This is a genomic window from Rhodococcus rhodochrous (genome assembly GCF_014854695.1).
Taxonomy (GTDB): Bacteria; Actinomycetota; Actinomycetes; order Mycobacteriales; family Mycobacteriaceae; genus Rhodococcus.
This window is the reverse complement of the sequence record NZ_CP027557.1, coordinates 3,208,445-3,235,196: the sequence shown is the minus strand read 5'-3', so window position 1 is coordinate 3,235,196 and position 26,752 is coordinate 3,208,445. Positions and strand designations below refer to the sequence as shown.

Sequence of the window (26,752 nt, the reverse complement as noted above, 5' to 3'; positions counted from 1 at the left end):
ATGGATGTCGTCCTCACCTACCTGTGCTTCATCGTGGCCGGATTCGCCGCGGGCGGAACGTGGTCGATGTGGAAGGCGCGCAACACGTTGTTCGCGGGTGTGCTGCTGGCTCTGACCGTGCTGGCCGTCGCCGCGGGCGTCTTCCGGCTGCTCTGACGTGGCGGAACAACAAGGACTGTTCACCGTTCGTGGTCTGATCCCGGCGTGGTCGACGTCCGCGGCGGCCTTCGGCGGCTTCTCGTTGCTGCTGCCGGTCGTGCCCTGGGCGATCGCCGAGGCCGGCGGCAGCGACACGCTCGCCGGGTCGGTGACGGCGGTGTTCATGTTCACCACCGTCCTCACCCAGCTCGCGATGCCGCGACTGCTGCGCGCGTTCGGTCACCGCGCGACGCTCGCGGCCGGCTGCCTGTTCCTCGGGCCGCCGTCGCTGTTGTTCCTCGTATCGATGGCTCCGGCGCCGGTGCTCGGCATCTCCGCGCTGCGCGGTATCGGTTTCGGCATGATCACCGTGGCGGCGGCCGCCCTCGTCGGCGAACTCGCGCCGCCGCGATTGCTCGGCCGGGCCACCGGCATGCTCGGCATCGCCATCGCCGCGTCCCAGACGATCGGCCTGCCCGCCGGCCTGGCGATCGCCGAGCGGTTCTCCACCACGCCGGTGTTCGTGCTCGGCGCGATCATCTCGTCCGCCGGTCTGCTCGCCGCGATCCGTCTGCCGCGGCTGACCGCGAAACAATCCCGGACGGCGCGACGGGTGCCTCCGGTCGTGCTGTTGTTCCCGCTGGTCGCGGTGGGCGCGGGTGCGATCGCCTACGGCGGTCTCACCTCGCTGTTGCGCATCGCGGTCGCCGGCCTGCCCGTCGCGGCGGCATTGGCCGTGCTCAGCGCGTCCTCGCTGATCGGGCGGTACGCGGCCGGTTCCGTCGCGGACCGGATCGGCGCCGGCAAATTGCTGCCGGTCGGTCTCGGGCTCGCGGGCCTGGCGATGATTCCCTTCGCGCTCGTCGCCGACGACCGAGGGGGAGCGGTGCTGCTGATCGTCGCCGCGATCGCCTTCGGCTTCGGCTTCGGTGTCGTGCAGAACGAGGCGCTGCTCGTCGCGTTCCGTCGCGCCGGCGCGGGCAACACCGGGTCGGCGAGCGCCGCCTGGAACATCGGCTTCGACGCCGGCACCGGCGCCGGTTCGTTCGCCCTCGGCGCGGTGGCCGCCGCGGCCGGATACCCGGCGGCCTTCGCCGCCGCCGCGGTCCTGGTCCCGGCGCTGCCGTTGCTGGCCCGACTGGCCGGGCCGTCGGAACGTCCCCGTCCCACCACATAGAATCGACATCATGAGCGCAACCACGGTCGCCGTCCTCGACTACGGCTCGGGCAATCTCCACTCCGCCACGCGGGCAGTCGCCCGTACCGGCGTGCATGTGGAGGTCACTGCCGACCCGAAGATCGCGCTCGCCGCCGACGGACTCGTCGTCCCCGGCGTCGGTGCCTTCGATGCGTGCATGAAGGGCCTGCGCAGCGTCGGCGGAGACAAGATCATCGGCACCCGCCTCGCAGGCGGTCGTCCGGTGCTCGGCATCTGCGTCGGCATGCAGATCCTGTTCGAACGCGGCGTCGAACACGGCATCGAGACCGAGGGCTGCGGCGAGTGGCCGGGCACGGTCGAGCGTCTGGACGCGCCGGTGCTGCCGCACATGGGCTGGAACACCGTCGAGGCCCCCGCCGATTCGGTGCTCTTCGCCGGCATGGACGCCGACACCCGCTTCTACTTCGTCCACACCTACGCCGCCCGCAAGTGGGAACTCGACGCTCCCGAGCGTCTCGCGCCGCCGAAGGTGACCTGGGCCGAGCACGGCAGCCGCTTCGTCGCTGCCGTCGAGAACGGTCCGCTCTCGGCCACCCAGTTCCACCCGGAGAAGTCCGGCGACGCCGGCGCACAGTTGCTGCAGAACTGGGTCAACTCGTTGTGACCGGGCCGCGGCGCGGACGGCCGAGCGGAGAGTTCTCCTTCGGCCGTCACGCGCTGCTGTCCGTCGGTACGGCGACCGTCGTCCTGCTCGTCACCGCCATCATCGTGGTGGCGGTCCGGCCCACGCCCGTCGTCGGGCTCGTCATCGCGTTGGTCGGCATCGTGGCGGCCGTCGTGGCCATGGGTGTCGTATCGACGCGGTCGGCCCGCCGGGCCTTCGGTCCCGCCGAGGACGACCGTCCCGGAAGCTGACGCGCCGAACCGGGCTTCGCCCGGCGTGTTGCGGTAGCGAACCCCAGTCGGGCGCGCGAGGAGCTTCGTAACGCAGCTGTGCGGACTCGAAATCGATCTGCCGCGCCCTGATTCACCTCGCGCGCTCCTCGGAGGGGACGACGACGTCCTGCGCCGCCGCGCGCAGACGATCGGCGAACACCGCGCAGGCCCGGACGATCTCCGGGTCCGCGCGCATCCGGACGTCGGCGTCGAGGGTGGCGAGCGTGAGGACGAGCCACTGCCACGACTCGACCGCGAGGTGCACCTCGGTCCGGCCGTCACCCGTCGGCCGGATCTCGGCGTCCTGGTACTTCAGCGCGTCGGCGACGTGCGTGGCCGAGGCCGCCACGTCCAGGTGCACCGGTGTCCGCCCCTGCCGGAGTCCTTGCCGCAGGTATTCCGTGGCGGACCCGGCGGGAAGTCGGCGGGGTGCGAACCGTCGGCCGGTGCGGAGCAGGTCGCGCACACGATCGAGGCGGAAGACCCGCCAGTCCTCGCGATCGACGTCCCATCCGAGGAGGTACCACCGCAGCAGGTGGTGGACCTGCCGGTACGGCTCGACCCTGCGCGAGGTCGGCGAGCCCTGCGCGTCGACGTAGTCGAAGGTGAACGTGTCGCACCGCGCGATCGCCTCCGCCACGGAGCCGAGCAGCTCCGCCGACACGCTGGGCGCCTGCAGCGCACTCGTCTCCACCGCGCTGCGGACGGCCGCGACCCGCGGGCGCAGCCGCGCGGGCAGGAACTGGTCGAGCTTGCCGTAGGCGCGGGTGGCAGCGTCGTCCAGTCCGCCTTCGGCCGGCCCGGTCGCGGCGAGAGCGCCGAGCCCCAGCAGCACCGCGACGGCCTCGTCGTCGTCGAGCACCAGCGGCGGCATCGAACGTCCCGACGCGAGACGGTAGAAACCGCCGGGCCCGGAGCGGGTTTCGACGGGATATCCGTAGCCGCGCAGCCGGTCGACGTCGCGGCGGAGCGTCCGGCGGCTCACCTGCAGCCGCCGGGCCAGCTCGTCCCCGCCGATCGCGCGTCCGGTCTGCAGGATCGACAACAACGCGAGCATCCGCTCGGTGACGTCCGCCATGCCGTCATCCTCCCACCGGTTGCGGTCAGGATCCGGCCGCAACCGGTCGTAGCGTCGAATCCATGACCACCACCGTCACGACCACCGAGGCGGCAGTGCGAGGCCGCGCCATCACGATCCGTCGCGCCCGCACCCACAACCTGGCCGACGTCGATCTGACCGTTCCGCGCAACCGGCTCGTGGTGATCGTCGGGGTGTCCGGCTCCGGGAAGTCGTCGCTCGTCTTCGACACGATCGCCGCGGAGGCCGGCTACCAGCTCAACGAGACGTACCCGCCGTTCACGCGCAATCGGTTGCCGAAGTGGACACGACCCGACGTCGACCACATCGACGGTCTGACGCCGGTGATCGTCGTCGACCAGCGCCGCCTCGGCGGCAACGCCCGCTCGACGGTCGGCACCATCACCGACACCTGGACCTATCTGCGGCTGCTGTATTCCCGGGTGGGCACACCCGTCCTCGGGGAGTCGAACCGCTTCTCGTTCAACGACCCCACCGGGATGTGCCCGACCTGCTCCGGGCTCGGCGAGATCGTCGTCAGTGCCGTCGAGCGGTTCCTCGATCTCGACAGGTCCCTCGCCGAGGGCGCGATCCTGGTGCCCGGCTTCGGCAACGGTGGGTACTGGTACTCCCAGTACGCCGACATCGGTTCCTTCGACGCGGACACACACCTGCGCGAGTGGAAGCCCGCCGAGCGGGAGGCACTGCTCTACGGCGGCGAGGCCGCAGCGGCGCTGGGCCACAAACCGCCGGACGGATACGAGGGCGTCGTCGAGAGATTCGAGCGCATCCACCTGCACACCTCCGACAACCTCTCCGAACGCAAACAGGACGTCATCCGACGTTTCACCCGCGCCGAGACGTGCCCGGACTGCGCCGGAGAACGGCTGAACGCGGCCGCGCGGGCGGTCACCCTTCGCGGCCGCACGATCGGGGAGCTGTCCCGCCTCGAGATCATCGAGCTGCTCGAATTCGTGCGCACGATCGACGACTCGCGCGCCGCACCTGTGGTGTCCGCACTGGTGGGCCGTCTCGAGGCGATGGTGACGATCGGCCTCGGCTATCTCGCGCTCGCCCGGGCGACCACCACGCTCTCGGGCGGCGAATCGCAACGGATCAAGTTGGTCCGGCACCTCGGGTCGAGCCTGACGGAGATGACCTATGTCGTCGACGAACCGACGGTCGGTCTGCATCCAGCCGACGTGGAGACGATGATCGACCTCCTCGAACGGCTCCGCGACAGCGGCAACACCGTCCTCGTCGTCGAACACGACCCGAGCGTGATGGCCCGGGCCGACCAGGTGATCGAGATCGGTCCCGGTGCGGGCTCGTCCGGTGGTCGCCTCGTCTTCCAGGGCACTTTCGACCGGCTCCGAACGGCCGACACTCCCACCGGCCGATCGCTGCGGCGCGCCATCGGCCGCGGTCACCCCGCCCGCGAGGCGACCGGTCGTCTCACGATCGCCGATGCGTGTCGCAACAACCTCCGCGACCTGACGGTGCGGATCCCCACCGGCGTGCTCACCGTGTTCACCGGCGTCGCTGGGTCGGGAAAGTCCAGTCTCGCAGCCGAACTCGTCGATCAGTACGACGCCACGGTGATCGACCAGCGGCCGGTGAGCGCCAATCGCCGCTCCACCCCGATCACCTACACCGGAATCGCACCCACCCTGCGGCGGATGTTCGCCGAACACAGCGGTGTGCCGGCGAGCCTGTTCAGCGCGAACTCGGCGGGTGCGTGCCCGACCTGCACGGGGGCCGGTGTCGTGTACATCGACCTCGCCTTCATGGACGGACGCGAGGTCGTCTGCGACACCTGCCACGGCCGCCGGTTCACCGCCGAGGTGCTCGGGCACACCGTGAACGGCCTGTCGATCGCCGATGTCGACGACCTCACCGTCGGTCGCGCCCTCGAGGAACTGCCGCACCCGGAGATCGCGCGTCGACTGAGTGCGCTCGCCGGGGTGGGCCTCGACTACCTCCGCCTCGGACAGTCGCTCGACACGCTCTCCGGTGGCGAGTGTCAACGGGTGAAGATCGCCAAGGAACTCGGACGAGCGAAGACGCCGACCCTCTACGTCCTCGACGAGCCGACCACCGGCCTGCACGCCGAGGACGTCGGCACCCTCCTGCACGTCTTCGACGACCTCGTCGACCGAGGGCACACCGTCGTCGTCATCGAGCACCACCTCGACGTGATCCGGCACGCCGACCACATCGTCGACCTCGGACCGGGACCGGGACGGCACGGCGGAACCGTGCTGTACGAGGGTCCCGTCGACGAGTACGCCGGCCGTCCGACCCCGACCTGCCGGGCCCTCGACGCGGCACGGTCGGCATGACGCACGGCGCTTTCCTGACGCCCCGGCCACGCGTTTGGTGATGTCACAGGTACAGGCACTAATGTGTACGCAGTGAGCCTGGTCCTTTTGCCCGCAGTCGACGTCGTCAACGGTGAAGCAGTTCGCCTCGTTCAGGGAGAGGCGGGCAGCGAGACCGGCTACGGTTCGCCCCGTGACGCCGCCCTCGAATGGCAGAACGCCGGCGCCGAATGGGTGCACATGGTCGATCTCGACGCGGCGTTCGGCCGCGGCGACAACCGTGCGCTTCTCGCCGACGTCGTCGGCGAACTCGACGTGAAGGTCGAGCTGTCGGGCGGCATTCGCGACGACGAGACCCTCGCCGCGGCCCTCGCGACCGGCTGTGCCCGCGTCAACCTCGGCACCGCCGCGATCGAGAATCCCGAGTGGTGCTCGCGCGTCATCGGCGAGTTCGGCGACCGGATCGCCGTGGGGCTCGACGTCAAGCTTCTCGACGGCCAGTGGCGGCTGCGCGGCCGCGGCTGGGTCTCCGACGGCGGCGATCTGTGGGAGGTGCTCGAGCGCCTCGAACGCGACGGCTGCTCGCGCTACGTCGTCACCGACGTCACCAAGGACGGCACCCTCTCGGGCCCCAACCTCGACCTGCTCCGCGAGGTGTGCGCGGCCACCGACTCTCCGGTCGTCGCCTCCGGCGGCGTCTCGACCGTCGACGACCTGCGTGCCATCGCGACGCTCACCGACGAGGGCGTCGAAGGCGCCATCATCGGAAAGGCGCTCTACGCGGGCCGATTCACGCTGACCGAGGCGCTCGACGCCGTCTCGCGCTGACCCATGGCCGATCCCGCAGACCTGAACCGGCTGCTCGCCGTCGCGAGCGGTGTACTCGACGAGGTCGCGGAACGGTTCGTCGCCGGGCACGGTGCGCCGCGCTCCGTCGACAAGGGACCGAACGACTTCGCGACCGATCTCGATCTCGAACTCGAACGGCGGATCTCCGGTGCCCTCGCCGAGCGCACCGGTATCCCCGTGCACGGTGAGGAGTTCGGCGGCCCGTCCGCGGGGGAGGGCACCGTCTGGTTGCTCGACCCGATCGACGGCACCATCAACTACTCCGCCGGGCTGCCGATGGCCGGGATCCTCCTCGCTCTCGTCGAGGACGGCGAACCGATCCTCGGCCTCACGTGGCTGCCGCTGACGAATCAGCGCTTCGCGGGAATCGCCAACGGGCCGCTGCTCGTGAACGGCGAGCCCACCGCACCGCTGCAGCCGGCGCGGCTCGAGGACGTGATGATCGCGGTCGGCAGTTTCGACATCGACAGTCGCGGTCGGGTGCCCGGCACCCGGCGTCTCGCCGTCATCACCGAGCTGAGCCGGCGCGTCGCCCGGTTGCGGATGCACGGCTCCACCGGCGCCGACCTCGCGTTCACCGCGGGAGGCGCGATCGGCGGTGCCGTCGTGTTCGGCCACCACCCCTGGGACAACGCCGCCGGTGTCGCACTCGTGCGGGCCGCCGGGGGCATCGCCACCGACTTCGCGGGCCGGCCCTGGCGGATCGGGTCCGGATCGGTGGTCGCTGCAGCGCCCGGAGTGCACGGCGAGATACTGGAGATTGTGCAGTCGGCGACGGAACAGTCCGTGGCCGAGCAGTTGGGTTCCGAAGGAGATCGAACATGACGCTGGCCGTGCGGGTCATCCCGTGCCTCGACGTGGATGCGGGGCGGGTGGTCAAGGGTGTCAACTTCGAGAACCTGCGCGATGCGGGTGATCCGGTCGAGCTCGCCGCCCTCTACAACGAACAGGGCGCCGACGAACTGACCTTCCTCGACGTCACGGCGTCGAGCGGCGACCGCGGCACCATGCTCGACGTCGTCACGCGCACCGCCGAGCAGGTGTTCATCCCGCTCACGGTCGGAGGCGGCGTCCGCACCGTCGAGGACGTCGATCGTCTGCTGCGCGCCGGCGCCGACAAGGTTTCGGTGAACACCGCGGCCATCGCCCGGCCCGAGGTGCTGCGCGAGATGTCCGAGCGGTTCGGGTCGCAGTGCATCGTGCTGTCGGTCGACGCGCGCACCGTGCCCGCAGGACAGGAACCCACGCCGAGCGGCTGGGAGGTCACCACGCACGGTGGTCGTCGCGGGACGGGCATCGACGCGGTCGAGTGGGCCCGGCGCGGCGAGGAACTCGGCGTCGGCGAGATCCTGCTCAACTCGATGGACGCCGACGGCACCAAGAACGGTTTCGACCTGAAGATGATCGAGGCCGTGCGCAAGGATGTGCACGTGCCCGTCATCGCCTCCGGTGGTGCCGGTGCCGTCGAGCACTTCGCACCCGCCGTGCAGGCCGGCGCCGACGCGGTGCTCGCCGCGAGCGTCTTCCACTTCCGGGAGCTGACCATCGGTCAGGTCAAGGACGCGATGCGCGTGGAAGGGATCACGGTCCGATGAGCGGCATCCTGAATCCGGCGATCGCCGCCCGGCTCAAGCGCAACGACGACGGCCTGTTCGCCGCCGTCGTGCAGGAGCGGGCCACCGGCGCCGTGCTGATGATGGCGTGGATGGACGACGAGGCGCTCGCCCGCACCCTCGCGACTCGCAAGGCCACCTACTACTCGCGGTCGCGGCAGCAGTACTGGGTCAAGGGCGAGACGTCCGGGCACACCCAGTACGTGCACGAGGTGCGCCTCGACTGCGACGGCGACACGGTGCTGCTCGTCGTCGACCAGGTCGGCGCCGCCTGCCACACCGGCACGCACACCTGCTTCGACACCGACATCCTGCTCGAGGCACCGCAGATCGCCGAGTAACCCGAGGTCGTCCGTTCGCACGACATCTCGTGGGGCGGACGGCAGGACCGATCGGCGGGCCGTGCGACGGGCTGCGAGAATGCCCGCATGCCTCTCATCCAGATCAGTCAGACGCCGGGCCTGTCCGACGAGCAGAAGGCCGAGGTGATCGCCGCGGTCACCCGCGCGTACGCCGAGGCATCGGGCAAGAATCCGTCGTCGGTGTGGGTGACGATCACCGAGGTGCCCCGCGAGAATTGGGGTGTGGGCGGAACTCCGCTCGGCTGAACCGACTCGGTCCACCCGAGTCCGTCCTCGCGTACCCCTTCCGCATCCGATGAGAATAGTGTTCTCTGTATCGAGAGCGCTATGTTCTGACGACGGGGTGAAGGGGCACGCATGCTGTTGGATCCGAATCCGGATCAGGAGTTCTTCCGCGACACCACGGCACGGTTCCTCGCAGAGAAGGTGCCGCCGGACGGGATCCGCCGCCTCCGCGACGATCCGGACGGCTTCGCAGCCGACTACTGGCGCGCCGGAGCCGAACTCGGATGGACCGGTCTGCTCGTCGACGAGGACCACGGCGGAGGATCGCTGAGCGGTCTCGGTCTCGTCGATCTCACGCTGGTCGCGCATGAGTTCGGGCGTCACGCCGCCCCCGGCCCGCTGTGTCCGACGAACGTCGCCGCGGAGATGCTCGGCCGATACGGGAACGACCACGAGGAAGCGCTGGTGGCGCTGCTCGCCGGCAGCGCCACCGCAGCCTGGTGCCTGGACGAACCGCACGCCGGCAGCCGGACCGCCACCGCGCCCGTCGAGATCCGGATCGACGGCGACGAGGTGGTCGTCACCGGCACCAAACGCCCCGTCGAAGCCGGTGCCACCGCCGAGCTCCTGCTCGTGACCGGTCGGACCGGGCAGGACGTGACGAACGTGCTCGTGCCCCGCCACACGGACGGAGTGACGGTCACACCACTGCAGTCGATCGACGTCACGCGGCGCTACGCCGCGGTCCACTTCGACGAGGTGCGCGTGCCGCGGAGCTCCGTCGTCGGCGAACCCGGCGGGGGAGCGGACGACGCCGCCCGCGCGCGGCGGACCGCGCTCGTCATCTCCGCCGCCGAATCCGTCGGAGCGCTGCAAGCGGTCTTCGACCTCACCGTCGCGTGGGTGTTCGACCGCTATGCCTTCGGTCGCCCGCTCGCGTCCTATCAGGAACTCAAGCACCGGTTCGCCGACATGAAGACCTGGCTCGAGGCGAGTCATGCCATCGCCGACCGGGCGGCCGGAGCGGTCGCGACATCGAGCCCCGATGCGGACGAACTCCTCTGCGCCGCAAAGGCCTACATAGGGCAGTACGGCAGCGAGCTGGTACAGGACTGCATCCAGATCCACGGCGGGATCGGCGTGACCTACGAACACGATCTGCACCTCTATGCGCGACGCGCGGCCGCGAACCGCTCCGGCTTCGGCACCCCGGCCGAACATCGTGCCCGTCTCGCCGACATCGTCGAACTCCGGGAGGCATCCTGATGACCCTCGACACCTCGGACAGGGCCGACGTGACCGAGACGCTCGACGAGTTCCGGGCGCGGGCACGGGCGTGGATCGACGCCAACCTGGAACGCTCCGACTCCGCGGCCTACATCGGGGTGCTCCGCCCCGAAGCGTCCGACGAGGAGGAACTGGCCCTCGTCCGGCGCGAGCGCGACATCCAGCGGGCGATGTTCGACGCGGGCTTCGCCGGCATCTGCTTTCCCCGCGAGTACGGCGGGCAGGGGCTGCCGCGCGCCTATCAGCAGGTGTTCGACGAGGAACTCGCCGGCTACGAATATCCGTCCCGCCTGCAGGTACCCACCTTCGTGCCGTGCGCCGCGGTGCTGCTCGAATTCGGGACCGAGGAACAGAAGCGCCGCCACATCCCCGCCATCCTGAAGGGCGAGGAACTGTGGATGCAGATGCTCTCCGAACCCAGCGGCGGATCCGACGTGGCCGCCGCCGTCACCACCGCGGTCCGCGACGGTGAGGACTGGATCCTCAACGGATCGAAGATCTGGACCACCGGTGCATGGTGGTCGGATTGGGCGCTGTGCCTGGCCCGCACCAACTGGGACGTCCCGAAGAACCGGGGTCTGACCGTCTTCATGGTGCCGCTGAAACAACCGTCGGTCGAGGTGCATCGCATCGAGATGCTCAGCGGCTCGAAGGAGTTCTGCCAGGAATTCCTGACCGACGTGCGTGTCCCCGACAGTGACCGGCTCGGCGAGGTCGACGACGGCTGGACCGTGGGCACCCGCTGGATGTTCCACGAACGCATGTACCGGAACTCGCCGTACACGACGATCCCGGCGGGGGTCTCGCGCGGCGCCTCGCGGATGCCCGAGCTGTTCGCCGTGGCCCGCGACGCCGGCCGGCTCGACGACCCGCTCGCCCGCGACCTGCTCGGGGAGGCGCGGATGCTCGAACTGGTCAAGCAGTCCCTCGAACAGCGGGTGTCCACGGGCGTGGCCACGCGGACCATGTCGGACCAGGCCGCGAGCATCGCCCGCCTGATGTCCGGTGTCGTGGAGAGCCGGCTCGTCACCATCGGCTACGAGTTCACCGATGCCAACGGTGCCGCCTGGGACGAGGCCGACGGAGCGGTCGCGCAACGTGGCGTCGACCATCTGATGCGGCAGGTGTGGTGCATCGCGGGCGGGACGACGGAGATGGCGCGCAACGCCATCAGCGAACGCGTGCTCGGCATGCCGCGTGAGCGCAGCCACGACCCGAACATCCCGTTCCGGGACGTGCCACGGAGCCGCCCCGCCACGTGACGGGGCGCGGGAGGGTCGTGGGCCGGGTGAGGCGGCGGCTCACGCCTTGCCGATACCGCCGGCGATCCCCTCGTCGATCTGCTCGACCAGGGCGGAGCCCAGGCGCGCGAGCGCGCGCACCTGGTCGTCGTCGAGGCCGTCGAACACGAGCCTGCGCACCGCCTCGACGTGGCTCGGTGCCGCCTCGACGACGGTGTCGTAACCGGCATCGGTGAGCACGGCGTACGAACCGCGACTGCCCGGAACCGGTTCGCGTCGAACCCAGCCGCGCTTCTCGAGGCGCGTGACGACGTGCGAGAGCCGCGACAGCGACGCGTTGGCCTCGGCGGCGAGGGCGTTGAGACGCAGTCGGCGCTCGGGGTTCTCGGAGAGCAGTGCGAGGACGAAGTACTCGAAGTGCGTCATGTCGGAGTCGCGTTGCATCTGGGTGTCGAGCGCGGCCGGCAGTCGCGTGACGACGGAGACGAGCGCCCGCCAGGCGTTCTGCTGCGTCGGATCGAGCCACCGCGGGTCCTCGTTGCTCATGCCTGCTCCTCGCTCGTTCGGTCTCGCTGTCGCACCCGGCCGGGGAATGAACATGGCCGCGCGACGGGTTCTCCTCTATGATACTTGAAGCTTCAACTTGAGGGGATGTCATGACCATCGATTCCGCGACCACGCCCGCCCTGTACCTCAGTCACGGCGCCCCGCCGCTCGTCGACAGCGAACTGTGGGTGTCACAGCTGCAGCGCTGGGCGGCCGACCTGCCGCGACCCACAGCGATCCTCGTGGTCTCGGCGCACTGGGAATCCGCTCCGCTGACCATCGGTTCGACGACCACCGGCACCCCGCTCGTGTACGACTTCGGGGGATTCCCGCGCCGTTTCTACGAGGTGACCTACACCAGCCCCGGCGCGCCCGAACTGGCCCGGCAGGTCGCGGCACTGATGCCCGACGACGAACCGGTCGTGCAGCAACCCCACCGCGGACTCGACCACGGTGCCTACGTGCCGCTGACCGTCATGTACCCGGATGCCGACATCCCGGTGCTGCAGATCTCCTTACCTACACTGGATCCGGAACGCCTGCTGCACCTGGGCACACGACTGCGGCCGCTGCGCGAGCAGGGTGTGCTCATCATCGGTTCCGGATTCACCACGCACGGTCTGCCCTTCCTGCGCGACCCGCGCCCCGAGGCGCCCGCACCGGGCTGGTCCGCGGAGTTCGACCACTGGACCGCCGAGCAGCTCGCGCGCGGCGACGTCGACGCGCTGCTCGACTTCCGGCACCGCGCACCGGGCATGCCCTACGCGCATCCGACGGTCGAGCACTTCGCCCCACTGTTCGTCACCCTCGGTGCCTCCGACGCTCCCGGCCGCGGCATCGACCAGGTCGTCGACGGCTTCTGGATGGGCCTGGCCAAGCGCTCGTTCCAGGTCGCCTGACGGCGGCTGCAGAGCCGGACGAGGTCCCTGGGATGATGGGGCCCATGTCCGGCGAGCCCACCACCATTCCCGCAGCCACCACCGACTCCTCGGGTGGCGGCCGTTCCGATTCGACGACCACCCGCGAGCAGTTCCGCCAGCTGGCCGCCGAGCACCGCGTGGTCCCGGTGACCCGCAAGGTGCTCGCGGACGCGGAGACCCCGCTGTCGGCCTACCGCAAGCTCGCGGCCGACCGCCCCGGGACCTTCCTGCTCGAGTCGGCGGAGAACGGCCGGTCGTGGTCGCGGTGGTCGTTCATCGGCGCCGGGAGCCCGGCAGCGCTGACCGTCGTCGACGGCGACGCCGCCTGGTACGGCAACGTCCCGGCCGGCGCGCCCACGGGTGGCAACCCCGTCGACGTCCTCGGGGAGACCCTCCAGTTGCTCCACACCGATCGCATCCACGGACTGCCGCCCCTCACCAGCGGCATGGTCGGTTATCTCGGCTACGACGTCGTCCGTCATCTCGAGAAGCTGCCGACGCTCGCCGAGGACGATCTGCAGATCCCCGAGATGGTGATGCTGCTGGCCACCGACCTCGCGGCCGTCGACCACCACGAGGGCATGATCTGGCTCATCGCCAACGCCGTGAACTGGGACGGCTCCGACGAGCGCGTCGACGAGGCCTACGACGACGCCGTCGCCCGCCTCGACCGGATGACCGCGGCGCTCGCCGCGCCCGCGCCGGCCACCGTCGCGACCTACTCGCGGCCCGAACCCGACTACCGCCGTCAGCGCACCACCGAGTCGTTCTGCACGGACGTCCGCAAACTGATCGGCGACATCGAGGCCGGTGAGGCCTTCCAGGTGGTGCTCTCGCAGCGTTTCGAGATCGACTGCGACGCAGAGCCGATCGACGTCTACCGGATGCTCCGCGCCTCCAACCCCAGCCCGTACATGTTCCTGCTCCACATCCCCGGCCCGGACGGCGAGACGGCCTTCTCGATCGTCGGATCGAGCCCGGAGGCGCTCGTGACGGTCTCGGACGGGGTGGCCACCACCCATCCCATCGCCGGGACCCGGTGGCGCGGCGCGAACGAGGAGGAGGACATCCTGCTCGAGAAGGACCTCGTCCACGACGAGAAGGAGAACGCCGAGCACCTCATGCTCGTCGATCTCGGCCGCAACGATCTCGGCCGGGTGTGCACGCCGGGCACCGTCGAGGTGCACGACTACCGCCACATCGAGCGGTACAGCCACGTGATGCACCTCGTCTCCACGGTCACCGGGCGACTCGCGGAGGGCAAGCACGCCCTCGACGCCGTCACGGCGTGTTTCCCCGCCGGGACCCTGTCGGGGGCGCCGAAGGTGCGCGCGATGGAACTGATCGAGGAACTCGAACCCACCCGCCGCGGCATCTACGGCGGCATCGTCGGCTATCTCGATTTCGCGGGCGACGCCGACACCGCCATCGCGATCCGCTCCGCGCTCGTCAAGGACGGCGTCGCCTACGTGCAGGCGGGTGCCGGCATCGTCGCCGACTCCGATCCGGAGGCCGAGGACACCGAGGCCCGCAACAAGGCCATGTCCGCCCTCGCCGCAGTGGCCGCCGCGTCCACCCTCACCACCTACGGCGGTGACGCACGGTGACCGCGGAGACGCCGGACGCCGGCCCCACCACCGGACGCCGGCGCCGGCCGACCGTGATCGCCGCCCTGCTGCTCGGGGTCGGTGCAGCCCTGTTGTGGGCATCGAGCCGGATGACGTGGGTCACCGCCGTCTCGTCCGACGGACTCGGGATCGACCGCGTCGACGACCTCGAGGGTGGCCGCTGGGCGGCGGCACTGACCCCGCTCGCTCTCGTGCTGCTCGCGGCGGTCGCCGCCGTCTTCGCGGTGCGCGGACTCGCGCTGCGTCTCGTCTCGCTCGTGGTCGCGGTCGTCGCCGTCGCGGCCGCGATCCCCGCCGTCCGGTTGCTCACCGTCGACGCAGACCCCGAGACCGCGGCCGGTGTCGCCGCGCTGCCCGACCGCGCGACCGTGACCGCCGTCCAGACCTATCCGCTGCCGGCCGTCCTCGCGATCGTCGGCGCCGTCGCGGCCCTCGCTGCGGCGGTGACGCTGTGGCGCACCCCGCGCGAGGCGGCCGGACTGTCGTCGAAGTACGACGCCCCGGCAGCACGTCGCGAGGCGGTCGCCCGGCGCGCCGAGAACGACGAACCCCTGTCCGAACGCGGTCTGTGGGACGCGCTGGATGCAGGTGAGGATCCCACGGACGACGGTGACGAGGGTGATACGGACACCCGCCGGTGACCGCTGTAAACCACTTCACTACTCTTCTAGACAGATCCGATGAGCTTGATCACATCGGGATTGAGCAGGGTGGGAAAGGACTCGAGCCACGATGACAGTTCTCGATTCGATTCTCGAAGGAGTGCGAGCAGACGTCGCCGCCCGTGAGGCGGCCCTCGATCTCGCCTCCGTCAAGGCTGCGGCCGCGGCCGCGCCCCCGCCGATCGACGCCAAGGCCGCGCTGCGCGAACCGGGCATCGCGGTCATCGCCGAGGTCAAGCGCGCCAGCCCCTCGAAGGGTGCTCTCGCCGACATCGCCGATCCCGCCGAGCTCGCTGCAGCGTACGAGTCCGGAGGCGCTCGCGCCATCAGCGTTCTCACCGAGGAACGCCGATTCCACGGCAGCCTCGCCGATCTCGACGCAGTCCGTCGCGCTGTCCGCATTCCCGTGCTGCGCAAGGACTTCGTGGTCGGTCCCTACCAGATCCACGAGGCGAGGGCACACGGAGCCGACATCGTGCTCCTCATCGTCGCGGCACTCGAGCAGACCGTGCTGACGGCGCTGATCGACCGCGTCGAGTCGCTCGGCATGACCGCGCTGGTCGAGGCGCACACCGAAGAGGAGGCCGACCGCGCCCTCGAAGCCGGTGCCACCGTCATCGGGATCAACGCCCGCAACCTCAAGACCCTCGAGGTCGACAAGACGACCTTCTCGCGCATCGCGCCGGGCCTGCCCAGCAACGTGCTCAAGATCGCCGAGTCGGGTGTTCGCGGCCCGGCCGATCTGCTCGCGTACGCGGGCGCGGGCGCCGACGCGGTGCTCGTCGGAGAGGGACTGGTGACCAGTGGGGATCCGCGCCAGGCAGTCGCCGAACTGGTGACGGTGGGCACGCATCCGTCGTGCCCCAAGCCGGCACGCTGACCGTCCCGGCCGGTCCGGACCCCCACGTGATCCGCGTCGCGTGGTGGGGCAGACTGGACGCGTGACTGCAGACGATTCCGCACTTTCCGCCAAGGGCCGAGGGCTTCCTTCGATGAGCGAAGCCCTCGCCACTCCGACCGCGCACGAACCCGACGTCCGCGGCCATTTCGGAGTCTTCGGTGGCCGCTATGTGCCCGAGGCGCTCATGGCGGTGATCGAGGAGGTCACCGCTGCCTACGAGAAGGAACGCGTCGATCCCGGCTTCCTGGCCGAACTCGACCGCCTGCAGCGCGACTACACCGGACGCCCGTCTCCGGTCTACGAGGCCACCCGCCTGAGCGAACACGCCGGCGGAGCGCGCATCTTCCTCAAGCGCGAGGATCTCAACCACACCGGCTCACACAAGATCAACAACGTGCTCGGGCAGGTACTGCTCGCCAAGCGCATGGGTAAGACCCGCGTGATCGCCGAGACCGGCGCCGGCCAGCACGGCGTCGCCACCGCCACCGCATGCGCGCTGCTCGGTCTCGAATGCCGCGTCTACATGGGCGAGGTCGATACCGAACGGCAGGCCCTCAACGTCGCGCGCATGCGTCTGCTCGGCTCCGAGGTCATCGCCGCCAAGACCGGATCGCGCACCCTCAAGGACGCGATCAACGAGGCGATGCGCGACTGGGTCACCAACGCCGACAACACCTACTACTGCTTCGGCACCGCCGCCGGCCCGCATCCCTTCCCGGCGATGGTCCGCGACTTCCAGCGCATCATCGGCCTCGAAGCGCGCGCCCAGATCCGCGAGCTCACAGGTCGTCTGCCCGATGCCGTCGTCGCCTGCGTCGGTGGCGGATCGAACGCGATCGGCATCTTCCACCCGTTCATCGACGACCCGTCCGTCAAGCTCGTCGGCTGCGAGGCCGGGGGAGACGGGGTGGAGACCGGACGGCACGCCGCCACCATCGGCGGCGGCACCCACGGTGCCCTGCACGGCGCGTTCTCGTATCTGCTGCAGAACGAGGACGGCCAGACCATCGAATCGCATTCGATCTCCGCCGGTCTCGACTATCCCGGCGTCGGCCCCGAACATGCCTGGCTCGCCGACACCGGCCGGGCCGAGTACCGCGCCGTCACCGACAGCGAGGCCATGGAGGCCTTCGCGCTGCTGTGCCGCACCGAGGGCATCATCCCCGCCATCGAGTCGGCACACGCCGTCGCCGGTGCCGTCAGGCTCGGCCCCGAGCTCGGAAAGGGCGCCATCGTCCTGGTCAACCTCTCCGGCCGCGGGGACAAGGACGTCGACACCGCCGCCAAGTGGTTCGGCTACCTGCCGACCGACGAGTCCGCCGACCGGACCGGCACCGAAGGAGCAGCCCAGTGAGCGCCCCGCACGAACGCCTGACCGAGATCTTCGCGACCTGCCGCGCCGAGAACCGCGCCGCACTGGTCGGCTACCTGCCGGTCGGCTATCCCACCGTCGAGCGTTCCGTCGAGGCGATGAAGACCCTCGTCGAGGGCGGCTGCGATCTCATCGAGGTCGGCATCCCCTACAGCGACCCGGTCATGGACGGCACCACCATCCAGAACGCGGCGTTCGAGGCGATCGCCAACGGCGTCCGGGTTCGCGACGTCTTCCCGGCCGTCGAGGCGATCACCGCCGCCGGTGGCGCCGCGGTCGTGATGACCTACTGGAACCTCGTGCTCAAGTACGGCGTCGAGAACTTCGCCCGTGACCTCGCGGCCGCGGGTGGACTCGGCATCATCACCCCCGACCTCGTCCCGGACGAAGCGGAGGAATGGATCGCCGCGGCCGACAAGTACGGACTCGGCAGGATCTTCCTGGTCGCACCGTCGTCGACCAACGAGCGCCTCGCGACCACCCTCGACAAGTGCCGCGGCTTCGTCTACGCCACCTCGACCATGGGTGTCACCGGCGCCCGCGACAGCGTCGACAACCGCGCACCGGAGATCGTCGCCCGGGTGCGCACGCACTCCGAGATCCCGGTCGGTGTCGGTCTCGGTGTGCGCAACGGTGCCCAGGCCGCGGAGATCGCGGGCTACGCAGACGGCGTGATCGTCGGCTCCGCGCTGGTCTCCGCCGTGGCCGAGGGACACGACGCGTTGCTCGCACTGACTCGGGATCTCGCGAAGGGCGTTCGCTCCGCTAACGTGCACTCGTGACATCCACTGCCTCTGTTCTGGCCTATCTGCCGAGTCCGCCGCAGGGCGTCTGGTATCTCGGACCCTTCGCCCTCCGCGCCTACGCCCTGTGCATCATCGTCGGGATCGTCGTGGCGATCTGGTGGGGCGACCGCCGCTGGGTCGCACGCGGCGGACAGGCCGGCACCGTCCTCGACATCGCCGTGTGGGCGGTGCCCTTCGGCCTGATCGGTGGGCGGCTCTACCACGTCGCCACCGACTGGCAGAAGTACTTCGGAGACGGCAACGACCCCGTCGACGCCCTGAAGATCTGGGAGGGCGGCCTCGGCATCTGGGGTGCGGTCGCCTTCGGTGCGCTCGGTGCGTGGATCGGGTGCCGTCGGCGGGGGATCCCGCTGCCGGCCTTCGGGGACGCCCTCGCCCCGGCGATCCTGCTGGCGCAGGCCATCGGACGCCTCGGCAACTGGTTCAACCAGGAACTCTACGGTCGCGAGACCACGGTGGCGTGGGGACTCGAGATCTACGAACGGCGCAACGACGCGGGGCAGGTCGCGCCCGGGTTGGTCGACGGCGTGTCCACCGGCGAGGTGGCCTTCGTCGTGCACCCGACCTTCCTCTACGAGCTGCTGTGGAACCTCGCCGTCGTGCTGCTGCTGGTGTTCGTCGACCGGAAGTTCACGATCGGCCACGGACGCCTGTTCGCCCTCTACGTGGCCGGGTACTGCGCGGGCCGGTTCTGGATCGAGCTCATGCGCACCGACGCGGCGACCCAGATCGCGGGTATCCGGATCAACTCGTTCACCTCGGGCATCGTGTTCGTGCTCGCGGTCGCCTACTTCGTCCTCGCCCGCAAGGGCCGCGAGGACCCCGCGTCGCTGAACCCCGCCGCCGCGGGCGCCGGGGGAGAGCCGGCCGCACAGGGCGAGGGCGGGACGGGCGTCGAGTCGGACAGCTCGTCGTCCGCCGCCGGTAGAGTCGACGAAGCGACGTCCGGAGACAGCAAAGGGGATCACTCGTGACCACACAGGACCCGGGAACTTCGGGAGCATCCGATTCGGAGCCTGCCAAGCCGGAGCCTGCCAAGCCGGAGCCCGACACGACGGAGCCTGCCAAGCCCGACCTGACGAAGCGGAGCGAGTCCGCCTCCGGCGCCGACACGCCGGAGCGGTCCTCGGAGAGCGAGCACACCCCGCCTCCCGATCTCGGACGCGCGTTCGATTACGACGCCACCGCGCAGGCCTCGTTGTCCGCTCAACCGCCCACCCTCGACTCCCTCGGTGGTTCCACCGGCACTCCGGGACCGGGATGGGACACCTACTCGGGTGTCGGCAACGGACCGGGTTGGGGGACCACGCCCAGCTACCCGCCACCGGCCGAGCACGAGTCCGACTATCCGTCCCCGGGCGACTACCCTTACGGCGAGCATCAGGGCCGGCCCGAGACCGGCACCGGACCGGTCTACGGGACACCCGATCCGCACTACCCGATCGGGTCCCCGCAGCAGGACCCGTCGCAGGGCCGGTACACCGGTCCGCAGGGATCGCAGCAGCCGGGTTACGGTCCGCCGCCGCAGGGCGGGCAGGGTTACGGCCCGCCGCCGCAGAGCGGACAGGGATACGGTCCGCCGCCGCAGAGCGGACAGGGATACGGTCCGCCGCCCGGCTACGGGGTGATGCCCGCCTACGGCTACCCCGACCCGTCGAACCCGTACGGTCGCGACGCCGCAGCGCCCTTCGGGCGCGATCCCTACACCGGCGAGCCGTACTCCGACAAGAGCAAGGTCACCGCAGGTGTGCTGGAGATCCTGCTCGGCGCCTTCGGTGCCGGACGTTTCTATCTCGACCAGCCGGGTACGGCGGTCGCGCAGATCGCCGTCACGTGGCTCACCTGCGGTATCGGGGGCATCTGGCCGCTGATCGACGGCATCCTCATGCTCACCGGCAAGGTCCGCGACAAGAACGGACGCCAGCTCCGTCCGTGACATCCCGACGTCTCCGTCCCATCGGCACCCCGGCGACACGCACCGGGGTGCTGGGATGGAGGGTCGCAGGCTCGGAGGCTAGGCTCGAAGCGTGACCCGACGCACCAAGATCGTTTGCACTATGGGGCCGGCCACCGCCGACCCCGATGTCCTGCGGAATCTCGTCGACGCCGGAATGGACGTCGCCCGCCTGAATTTCAGCCACGGTGAACACGCCGACCACGAGGGCCACTACAACCGGGTCCGCGCTGCGTCGGAGGCCTCCGGGCACGCCGTCGGCATCCTCGCCGATCTCCAGGGGCCGAAGATCCGGCTCGGACGATTCGCCGAGGACCGCACCGTGTGGGAACACGGTGAAGTGGTCCGCATCACCGTCGACGACGTGGTCGGAGACCACGACCGCGTCTCGACCACCTACAAGGAACTCGCCCAGGACGCCGTCGCCGGCGACCGGTTGCTCGTCGACGACGGCAAGGTCGGTCTCGTCGTCGAGGCGGTCGAGGGCAACGACGTCGTCTGCCGCGTCATCGAGGGTGGACCCGTCAGCAACAACAAGGGTGTCTCCCTGCCGGGGATGAACGTCTCCGTTCCGGCCATGTCGGAGAAGGACATCGAGGATCTCGAGTTCGCCCTGCGCCTCGGTGTCGACTTCATCGCCCTGTCGTTCGTGCGGTCACCGGCCGACGTCGAACTCGTTCACGAGGTCATGGACCGCGTCGGGCGGCACGTGCCGGTGATCGCCAAGCTCGAGAAGCCCGAGGCCGTCGAGAATCTCGAGGCCGTGGTCCTCGCCTTCGACGCGGTCATGGTGGCGCGCGGCGACCTCGGCGTCGAACTTCCGCTCGAGGAAGTACCACTCGTGCAGAAGCGCGCGATCCAGATCGCACGCGAGAACGCCAAGCCCGTCATCGTCGCGACGCAGATGCTCGAATCGATGATCGAGAACTCGCGTCCCACCCGCGCCGAGGCCTCCGACGTGGCCAACGCCGTGCTCGACGGCACCGACGCCGTGATGCTCTCGGGTGAGACCTCCGTCGGCAAGTTCCCCGTCGAAACGGTCCGCACGATGGCGCGCATCATCGCCGCCGTCGAGTCGGATTCGACGGAAGTACCTGCGCTGACGCACGTTCCGCGCACCAAGCGCGGTGTCATCTCGTACGCCGCCCGCGACATCGGCGAGCGTCTCGACGCCAAGGCGCTCGTCGCGTTCACCCAGTCGGGCGACACCGTGCGACGACTCGCACGGCTGCACACCCCGCTGCCGCTGCTCGCGTTCACGCCCGTCCCGCACATCCGCAACCAGCTGGCGCTGACGTGGGGCACCGAGACCTTCTCGGTCGAGCCGGTCGACACCACCGACCAGATGGTCGAACAGGTCGACGCGGCGTTGCTGTCGCTGGGCCGGTACCAGCGCGGCGACCTCGTGGTGATCGTCGCCGGAGCGCCTCCGGGACGCTCGGGTTCGACCAACCTCATCCACGTGCACCGGTTGGGTGAGAAAGACACCCGGTGACACTGTCGGACACAACGGATCTCGACGTTCTCCTCGGACTGCTCGACCTGGAGCAGGTCGAGGAGAACGTCTTCCGTGGCGGTCATCCCGCACAGGTCGGCAGCCGCACCTTCGGCGGTCAACTCGTCGCGCAGGCGCTCATCGCGGCCGGGCGCACCGTCGGTGATCGACCCGTGCACGCGATCAACGCCCATTTCATCCGGGGCGGCGACGTCAAGCGGCCCATCGACTACCACGTCGTCACCCACCGCGACGGCCGCGACTTCGCGAACAGGATGGTCACCGCGTACCAGGACGACCAGGAACTGTTCGTCATGCTCGCCGCCTTCCAGCGGTGGGGCAAGGGCCTCGAGCACTCGGTGACCGTTCCCGATGTTCCGCTGCCCGAAGCACTTCCGCCGATCGGCGAACGTCTGCGTGGCTTCGAGGAGCAGTTGCCGCATTTCGTCGGCGCACTCAAACCGATCGACATGCGGTACGCCAACGACCCCGCTTGGGTGTTGCGGGGAACGGGGGAGAAGCTCGGCCACAACCGCGTGTGGATGCGCGCCGACGGGCAACTACCCGACGCTCCGCTGCTCCACGTCGCCACGCTGGCCTACGCGTCCGACACGACCGTCCTCGACTCGATCCTCACCACGCACGGCCTCTCGTGGGGACTCGACCGGATCGTAGCTGCGACGGTCAACCATTCGATCTGGTTCCACCGTCCGCTCCGCTTCGACGAATGGCACCTGTACGCCACGGAATCCCCGGTGGCGGCCGGTTCTCGCGGGATGGCGACGGGCCGCTACTTCACCATCGAGGGCGAACTCGTCGCCACCGTCGTGCAGGAAGGGCTCATCCGTCACTTCCCGCCGCGTCGTCCGTCGGGGAGCTGATCGGCCGATCGGTCGAGGGCGGCCGACAACGCGCGCATGCCCTCCACGATCCGCGCCAGGTTCTCGGATCCGGTCTCCTCGCACAGTGCCCGCGCGGCGTCGGTGTGGGCGGGGCCGATGGCACGGATCGCGTCGCGGCCGGCCGGTGTCATCGCGACGAGCTTGGCGCGACGGTGCGCCGGATTGGGGCGGTACTCCGCCAGGCCCTTGTCGACGAGGAGATCGGCGATGCGCTGCACGCTCTGCCGGGTGATGCCCATCTCGCGGGCGATCGCGGACACCGGCAGCGGAGCGGGGGAGACCGCGCCGAGGACCTGCCACCAGGCCGCGGTCAGGCCCACCGGACGCGCCAGGGTCTCGGCCAGCGCGAGAAACTGGCCGTTGAGCCGGAAGGCCGTCAGTGCGGCCGCGCTGAGCAGTTCGGCCTCGGCCGGGTGCTGCTCGGCCGCGTTCGGTTCTGTCACGAGCCGGAGGACATGAGCTCGTAGTAGCCGCGCGGGTCGCGCTCGCCGTAGAGGGCGTACCAGGCGTCGAGCACGCGCGGTTCGTAGATGTCGAGGCGGGCGAGGATCGCGCGGGCGAAGTCGACGGGGGCGATGCCGCTCGCGGTGATGAGATCGCCGTCCGTGACCGCAGGTTCGTCCCGATACAGATCGGCGCCCCCGTAGCCGATGCCCTGCAGGAATTCGAGAGCGTTGCTCGTGTGCGGTCGCTCGTCGAGCAGGCCGACTGCCGCGAGCGCCCCGGTCGCGCCGCAGATCGCAGCCACCGGAACGCCGGCGTCGAGGAACTGCCGGGTCTTGTCGACGAAGGGGGCGTAGGCGTCGGTCGGCCAGATGTCGTTGCCCGCGAGGATCAGCATCGCGCTGTTCTCCGGCGTCACGTCCGCGAGCACGGTGTCGGGGAGGATGCGGAGTCCGCCCTTCGTCGTGACCGGTTCCGGCGTGGCTCCGACCGTGCGGACGCGATACCGGCCGGGACTGCGCTGCCATTCCGGATCTGCGATGTGCGGCGTGACGTATCCGATCTCCCAGTCCGCCAGGGTGTCGTACACGGCGACGTGAACTGTTTCGGTCATGACAGCATGCTGGCAAAAAAGCAGCATGCTGTCAATGGTGTCGAATCGTCGATCCAGGGTGATTTGCCGGGTGGTCGCGGAGGCGATTAGCCTTGATCAGGACCACGTCGTGGCACTGTCGTCGAAGGTCGCATGCGACCTCATCGGAGGAGAACATGGGCAACACCCACACGCAGACTGTGAGCACACGCGCTCGACGCGCCGTGGCTCCTGCGTGTTGTCGTTGCCGCTGATCGCCCCCTGTCCGGGGCTTCTCGCACTGCTCTCACGATTCCCCTGAGTCCGCTGTGACCGACGATCCGGCGGTGACCGGGAATTCCTCGCATCCGATGCGGTTCGAAAGGCACATCATGTCCGATTCGGCGGTATTGCCCGTCATCGATCTGTCCGATCTCGACGGCGACGAAACAACGCGCAACGCCCTGCTCGATCGTCTCCGGGAGGCCACCCACGAGACCGGGTTCTTCCATCTCGCCGGTCACGGGATCGATCCCGCGCTCGCCGACGAACTGGTCGCGGCGGCCCGCGAGTTCTTCGCCCTCCCCGAGGCGGACAAGCTCGCGATCGAGAACATCCGCTCACCCCACTTCCGCGGCTACACCCGTGTCGGCGGCGAACGCACCCAGGGCTACGTCGACTGGCGCGAACAACTCGACATCGGCCCGGAACGCGACGCCGTCGCCGAGATCGACCCCGACCGCCCCTGGGAGGTGCTGCACGGCCCCAATCTGTGGCCCGAGCAGGTCCCCCGACTGCGTGAACTGGCCCTGCGCTGGATCGACGAGGCCGGCGACGTCGGGCGCCGACTGCTCGGCGCATGGGCCGAGTCCCTCGGCGCCCCCGCCGATCACTTCGAGGATGCCTTCGCCGATCCCGACCCGCTGCTGAAGATCGCACGGTATCCCGGCCACGACCGCTCGGTCACCGATCAGGGAGTCGGCAGCCACAAGGACGTCGGCGCGCTGACGTTGCTCTACCCCGAACCCGGCAGCACCGGATTCCAGGTCGAAGGCGACGGCCGGTGGGTCGACATCGACCCGCTCCCAGGGCATTTCATCGTCAACATCGGCGAACTCCTCGAGGTCGCCACCGGCGGTTACCTCCAGGCGACCGTCCACCGCGTGCTGCCGCCCCCGGCGGGCACCGACCGCGTGTCGCTGCCCTTCTTCCTCAATCCCGGTCTCGACCGCGAACTCCCACCGGTGGAGCTGCCCGCGGACCTCGCCGCGGTCGCCCGTGGCGTGGGCCCCGACGCGCACGGCGGCACGCTGCACGCCGTCTACGGCCTCAACGCACTCAAGTCCCGCCTCCGGGCACACCCGAACGTGGCGGAGCGTTTTCACGCGGATCTCCTCGCCCGCTTCGCCGCACCCCGATAATCGATCTGTCCGTCCCGCATGTCCAACGTCCCCGCATTTCCAACGGAAGGTATCCACCCGATGTCACTGCGTCGTATCGTCGTCGCGTCCGCCGCGCTCACCCTCGCTGCGGGCCTCGCGGCCTGCTCGTCGTCCGAAGGGGACGACACCACCCTCCGGATCTCGGCGTCGTCCACCCCGCACGTCGAGATCCTCGACCAGATCGTGAGCACCGGGGCGCTGGGCGACTACGAACTCGACATCGTCGAGATCACCGGTGAGGTCGATCCCAACGAACTGCTCGAGGCCGGCGACGTCGACGCGAACTTCTTCCAGCACGAGCCCTACCTGACGGACTGGCAGAAACAGAAGGGTGTCGACGACCTCGTCGCCGTCGCCGACGTGCATCTCGAGCCCATCGGGCTCTACTCGAACAAGATCGCCTCGCTCGACGAGTTGAAGGACGGCGACACCGTCGCCGTGCCGCGCGACACCACCAACTACGCTCGCGCGCTGTACCTGCTCGAATCGGCCGGTCTGCTCGAGATGGACGTGCCGTTCGAGGAGGCCGACCTGTCGGTGGTCACCGAATCGAACATCACCGCCAACCCGAAGAACCTCAACCTGGTCGGCATCGAGCGTCCGCAGCTCGCCCGTCAGCTCGACGACGCACAGATCACCGCCGCCGTGATCAATTCCAACTACGCGCTCGAAGCCGGACTGAACCCGGCCGAGGACGCCATCGTCACCGAAGAGGTCGAGGACAACCCCTTCTCCAACCTGCTCGTCGTGCGGGCCGAGAACGAGAACGACCCGGCCGTGACCGCCCTGGCCGAGGCCCTCGAGTCGCCCGAGACGGCTGCCTGGATCGAGGAGACCTACTCCGGCGCCGTGCTGCCGGTCCACCCGACGAACTGATGATCGTCGTCGAGAACCTCGTCAAGACCTTCCCCGGAGCCGGACGCTCCGGGGAGGTCGCGGCGCTGCGAGGGGTGTCGCTCGAGATCCCGGACGGCGAGATCTACGGCATCGTGGGTCCGTCCGGATCCGGCAAGTCCACGCTGCTGCGCTGCCTGAACCTGCTCGAGCGGCCCACCTCGGGACGGATCCTGCTCGGTAAGGACGACCTGTCGACCCTGTCCGGTGCGGAACTGCGCGCGGCCCGTCGACGGATCGGGACGGTCTTCCAGCAGTTCAACCTGCTGCACTCGCGCACCGTGATCCGGAACGTCGAGTTCCCCCTCGAAGTGGCCGGGATCGGCAAGGAACAGCGCCGCACGCGGGCGCTCGAGCTGCTCGATCTCGTCGGCCTGGCCGGCAAGGGGGAGAGCTACCCCTCGCAGTTGTCCGGTGGTCAGCAGCAGCGCGTGGGCATCGCTCGCGCACTCGCCGCAGAACCCGAGGTGCTGCTGTGCGACGAGGCGACGAGCGCCCTGGACCCGGACACCACCGATCAGGTCCTCGATCTGGTCGCCGAGGTGAACAGACGACTCGGTGTCACGGTCGTGGTGATCACCCACGAACTCGGGGTGCTGCGCCGGATCTGCAGCTCGGCTGCTCGGCTCGATGCCGGACAGGTGGTCGAGACGGGCCGGATCGTCGATCTCGTCGCCGATCCCGAGTCGGCGCTCGGGCACGCGCTCGTCCCGGTCGGCACCGACCCGTCGACGGGTTCGGGTGCCGACACGGCTCTGGTCACCGCGATCGGTGATGCCGCGCACGGTCCGTGGCTCGCGGAGATGATCCGCGCGATCGACGCCGACATCGCTGTGGTCGGTGGCCGGGTCGAACAGGTCGGCAGCGTCACCGTGGGCCGGATGCGCCTGCGGTTCACGGCGGGCACCGATCGGGCACTCATCGAGGGCTTCGTGGCCGAACGCCCGTATCTGAGCCTGGCGTGGGGGACGGAAGCCGAACTGGAGGGACTCACGGAATGACGGTG

29 protein-coding genes are annotated in these 26,752 nt (G+C 69.7%); 25 read left to right on the top strand and 4 right to left on the bottom strand.

The features are described 5' to 3' along the window. The 4 genes from C6Y44_RS15060 to C6Y44_RS15045 are packed head-to-tail and all read left to right on the top strand — an operon-like array spanning position 1 to position 2,212. Positions 1-156 carry a hypothetical protein gene (locus C6Y44_RS15060; RefSeq protein ID WP_169823833.1) on the top strand — a complete coding sequence of 52 codons (156 nt, stop codon included), beginning with the start codon at positions 1-3 and terminating at the stop codon, positions 154-156. A 1-nt stretch (position 157) separates the two neighbouring features. Then, entirely contained in the window at positions 158-1,315 is a 1,158-nt protein-coding gene (locus tag C6Y44_RS15055) for an MFS transporter (protein ID WP_088898429.1), read from the top strand. Positions 1,316-1,325: 10 nt separating this feature from the next. Continuing rightward, positions 1,326-1,961 carry an imidazole glycerol phosphate synthase subunit HisH gene (gene hisH / locus C6Y44_RS15050; RefSeq protein ID WP_088898428.1) on the top strand — a complete coding sequence of 212 codons (636 nt, stop codon included), beginning with the start codon at positions 1,326-1,328 and terminating at the stop codon, positions 1,959-1,961. Then, the gene (locus C6Y44_RS15045; protein ID WP_120283133.1) at positions 1,958-2,212 is read left to right on the top strand and encodes a hypothetical protein; all 255 of its coding nucleotides are present in this window, start codon (positions 1,958-1,960) and stop codon (positions 2,210-2,212) included. Before hisH ends, C6Y44_RS15045 begins: the two co-directional genes overlap by 4 nt. A gap of 112 nt (positions 2,213-2,324) precedes the next feature. On the opposite strand, the gene C6Y44_RS15040 is transcribed toward C6Y44_RS15045, so the two are convergent. Further along, a complete protein-coding gene (locus C6Y44_RS15040) occupies positions 2,325-3,311 on the bottom strand; it encodes a helix-turn-helix transcriptional regulator (RefSeq protein ID WP_088898426.1) in 987 nt (328 codons plus the stop codon). 62 nt (positions 3,312-3,373) lie between these two features. Between C6Y44_RS15040 and C6Y44_RS15035 the strand changes: the two genes are divergently transcribed. The 8 genes from C6Y44_RS15035 to C6Y44_RS15000 all read left to right on the top strand — a co-directional run bounded on the left by C6Y44_RS15035 (position 3,374) and on the right by C6Y44_RS15000 (position 11,230). Further along, entirely contained in the window at positions 3,374-5,653 is a 2,280-nt protein-coding gene (locus C6Y44_RS15035; protein ID WP_159418082.1) for an ATP-binding cassette domain-containing protein, read from the top strand. A 72-nt stretch (positions 5,654-5,725) separates the two neighbouring features. After that, positions 5,726-6,460 (top strand): bifunctional 1-(5-phosphoribosyl)-5-((5-phosphoribosylamino)methylideneamino)imidazole-4-carboxamide isomerase/phosphoribosylanthranilate isomerase PriA, encoded by a 735-nt coding sequence (gene priA, locus C6Y44_RS15030; protein WP_060652869.1) that lies wholly within the window; start codon positions 5,726-5,728, stop codon positions 6,458-6,460. A 3-nt stretch (positions 6,461-6,463) separates the two neighbouring features. Continuing rightward, positions 6,464-7,306 carry an inositol monophosphatase family protein gene (locus C6Y44_RS15025; protein ID WP_159418083.1) on the top strand — a complete coding sequence of 281 codons (843 nt, stop codon included), beginning with the start codon at positions 6,464-6,466 and terminating at the stop codon, positions 7,304-7,306. Further along, complete coding sequence (hisF, locus tag C6Y44_RS15020) at positions 7,303-8,076, top strand: imidazole glycerol phosphate synthase subunit HisF (RefSeq protein ID WP_024101213.1); 774 nt, start codon at positions 7,303-7,305, stop codon at positions 8,074-8,076. Before C6Y44_RS15025 ends, hisF begins: the two co-directional genes overlap by 4 nt. Next, on the top strand, positions 8,073-8,435 hold the full coding sequence (gene hisI, locus C6Y44_RS15015; protein WP_088898423.1) for a phosphoribosyl-AMP cyclohydrolase: 363 nt from the start codon (positions 8,073-8,075) through the stop codon (positions 8,433-8,435). The genes hisF and hisI overlap by 4 nt, the downstream gene beginning before the upstream one ends. A gap of 87 nt (positions 8,436-8,522) precedes the next feature. Beyond that, the gene (locus C6Y44_RS15010; RefSeq protein WP_060652983.1) at positions 8,523-8,702 is read left to right on the top strand and encodes a tautomerase family protein; all 180 of its coding nucleotides are present in this window, start codon (positions 8,523-8,525) and stop codon (positions 8,700-8,702) included. A gap of 111 nt (positions 8,703-8,813) precedes the next feature. Further along, positions 8,814-9,947, top strand: a complete 1,134-nt coding sequence (locus C6Y44_RS15005; RefSeq protein ID WP_159418084.1) for an acyl-CoA dehydrogenase family protein — start codon at positions 8,814-8,816, stop codon at positions 9,945-9,947. Continuing rightward, a complete protein-coding gene (locus tag C6Y44_RS15000) occupies positions 9,947-11,230 on the top strand; it encodes an acyl-CoA dehydrogenase family protein (protein WP_159418085.1) in 1,284 nt (427 codons plus the stop codon). Before C6Y44_RS15005 ends, C6Y44_RS15000 begins: the two co-directional genes overlap by 1 nt. A 39-nt stretch (positions 11,231-11,269) precedes the next feature. Here C6Y44_RS15000 and C6Y44_RS14995 read toward each other — a convergent pair whose 3' ends face one another. Beyond that, positions 11,270-11,755, bottom strand: a complete 486-nt coding sequence (locus tag C6Y44_RS14995) for a MarR family winged helix-turn-helix transcriptional regulator (RefSeq protein WP_120283125.1) — start codon at positions 11,753-11,755, stop codon at positions 11,270-11,272. Positions 11,756-11,865: 110 nt separating this feature from the next. Here C6Y44_RS14995 and C6Y44_RS14990 point away from each other — a divergent pair, with 110 nt between their 5' ends. The 10 genes from C6Y44_RS14990 to C6Y44_RS14945 all read left to right on the top strand — a co-directional run bounded on the left by C6Y44_RS14990 (position 11,866) and on the right by C6Y44_RS14945 (position 22,374). Then, positions 11,866-12,654, top strand: a complete 789-nt coding sequence (locus C6Y44_RS14990) for a dioxygenase family protein (RefSeq protein ID WP_159418086.1) — start codon at positions 11,866-11,868, stop codon at positions 12,652-12,654. Between the two features lie 44 nt (positions 12,655-12,698). Beyond that, entirely contained in the window at positions 12,699-14,282 is a 1,584-nt protein-coding gene (locus tag C6Y44_RS14985) for an anthranilate synthase component I (protein ID WP_024101208.1), read from the top strand. After that, on the top strand, positions 14,279-14,944 hold the full coding sequence (locus tag C6Y44_RS14980; protein WP_159418087.1) for a TIGR02234 family membrane protein: 666 nt from the start codon (positions 14,279-14,281) through the stop codon (positions 14,942-14,944). Before C6Y44_RS14985 ends, C6Y44_RS14980 begins: the two co-directional genes overlap by 4 nt. 91 nt (positions 14,945-15,035) lie before the next feature. Next, on the top strand, positions 15,036-15,845 hold the full coding sequence (gene trpC, locus C6Y44_RS14975) for an indole-3-glycerol phosphate synthase TrpC (protein WP_016696041.1): 810 nt from the start codon (positions 15,036-15,038) through the stop codon (positions 15,843-15,845). Positions 15,846-15,957: 112 nt separating this feature from the next. Then, positions 15,958-17,220, top strand: a complete 1,263-nt coding sequence (gene trpB / locus C6Y44_RS14970; RefSeq protein WP_088898416.1) for a tryptophan synthase subunit beta — start codon at positions 15,958-15,960, stop codon at positions 17,218-17,220. Continuing rightward, the gene (trpA, locus tag C6Y44_RS14965; RefSeq protein ID WP_060652878.1) at positions 17,217-18,020 is read left to right on the top strand and encodes a tryptophan synthase subunit alpha; all 804 of its coding nucleotides are present in this window, start codon (positions 17,217-17,219) and stop codon (positions 18,018-18,020) included. Before trpB ends, trpA begins: the two co-directional genes overlap by 4 nt. Beyond that, entirely contained in the window at positions 18,017-19,018 is a 1,002-nt protein-coding gene (gene lgt, locus C6Y44_RS14960) for a prolipoprotein diacylglyceryl transferase (RefSeq protein ID WP_159418088.1), read from the top strand. Before trpA ends, lgt begins: the two co-directional genes overlap by 4 nt. Next, entirely contained in the window at positions 19,015-19,980 is a 966-nt protein-coding gene (locus C6Y44_RS14955) for a TM2 domain-containing protein (protein ID WP_159418089.1), read from the top strand. Before lgt ends, C6Y44_RS14955 begins: the two co-directional genes overlap by 4 nt. Positions 19,981-20,071: 91 nt before the next feature. Continuing rightward, positions 20,072-21,493, top strand: coding sequence for a pyruvate kinase (pyk, locus tag C6Y44_RS14950; protein ID WP_060652879.1), 1,422 nt, complete (start codon positions 20,072-20,074; stop codon positions 21,491-21,493). Next, positions 21,490-22,374, top strand: coding sequence for an acyl-CoA thioesterase II (locus C6Y44_RS14945; RefSeq protein WP_060652880.1), 885 nt, complete (start codon positions 21,490-21,492; stop codon positions 22,372-22,374). Before pyk ends, C6Y44_RS14945 begins: the two co-directional genes overlap by 4 nt. Here C6Y44_RS14945 and C6Y44_RS14940 read toward each other — a convergent pair. Both C6Y44_RS14940 and C6Y44_RS14935 read right to left on the bottom strand, forming a co-directional pair. After that, complete coding sequence (locus tag C6Y44_RS14940; RefSeq protein ID WP_120283117.1) at positions 22,341-22,838, bottom strand: MarR family winged helix-turn-helix transcriptional regulator; 498 nt, start codon at positions 22,836-22,838, stop codon at positions 22,341-22,343. The genes C6Y44_RS14945 and C6Y44_RS14940 overlap by 34 nt on opposite strands. Next, entirely contained in the window at positions 22,835-23,452 is a 618-nt protein-coding gene (locus tag C6Y44_RS14935; protein WP_172414967.1) for a type 1 glutamine amidotransferase family protein, read from the bottom strand. The genes C6Y44_RS14940 and C6Y44_RS14935 overlap by 4 nt, the downstream gene beginning before the upstream one ends. A gap of 350 nt (positions 23,453-23,802) precedes the next feature. Between C6Y44_RS14935 and C6Y44_RS14930 the strand changes: the two genes are divergently transcribed. From C6Y44_RS14930 to C6Y44_RS14920, 3 genes are read left to right on the top strand one after another with little or no spacing between them, the layout of a single operon-like run. Beyond that, positions 23,803-24,831 carry an isopenicillin N synthase family dioxygenase gene (locus tag C6Y44_RS14930; RefSeq protein WP_404817755.1) on the top strand — a complete coding sequence of 343 codons (1,029 nt, stop codon included), beginning with the start codon at positions 23,803-23,805 and terminating at the stop codon, positions 24,829-24,831. A gap of 60 nt (positions 24,832-24,891) precedes the next feature. Beyond that, entirely contained in the window at positions 24,892-25,728 is an 837-nt protein-coding gene (locus tag C6Y44_RS14925; protein ID WP_016696051.1) for a MetQ/NlpA family ABC transporter substrate-binding protein, read from the top strand. Further along, positions 25,728-26,747, top strand: a complete 1,020-nt coding sequence (locus C6Y44_RS14920; protein ID WP_088898412.1) for a methionine ABC transporter ATP-binding protein — start codon at positions 25,728-25,730, stop codon at positions 26,745-26,747. The genes C6Y44_RS14925 and C6Y44_RS14920 overlap by 1 nt, the downstream gene beginning before the upstream one ends. The last annotated feature ends 5 nt before the right edge of the window (positions 26,748-26,752 follow it).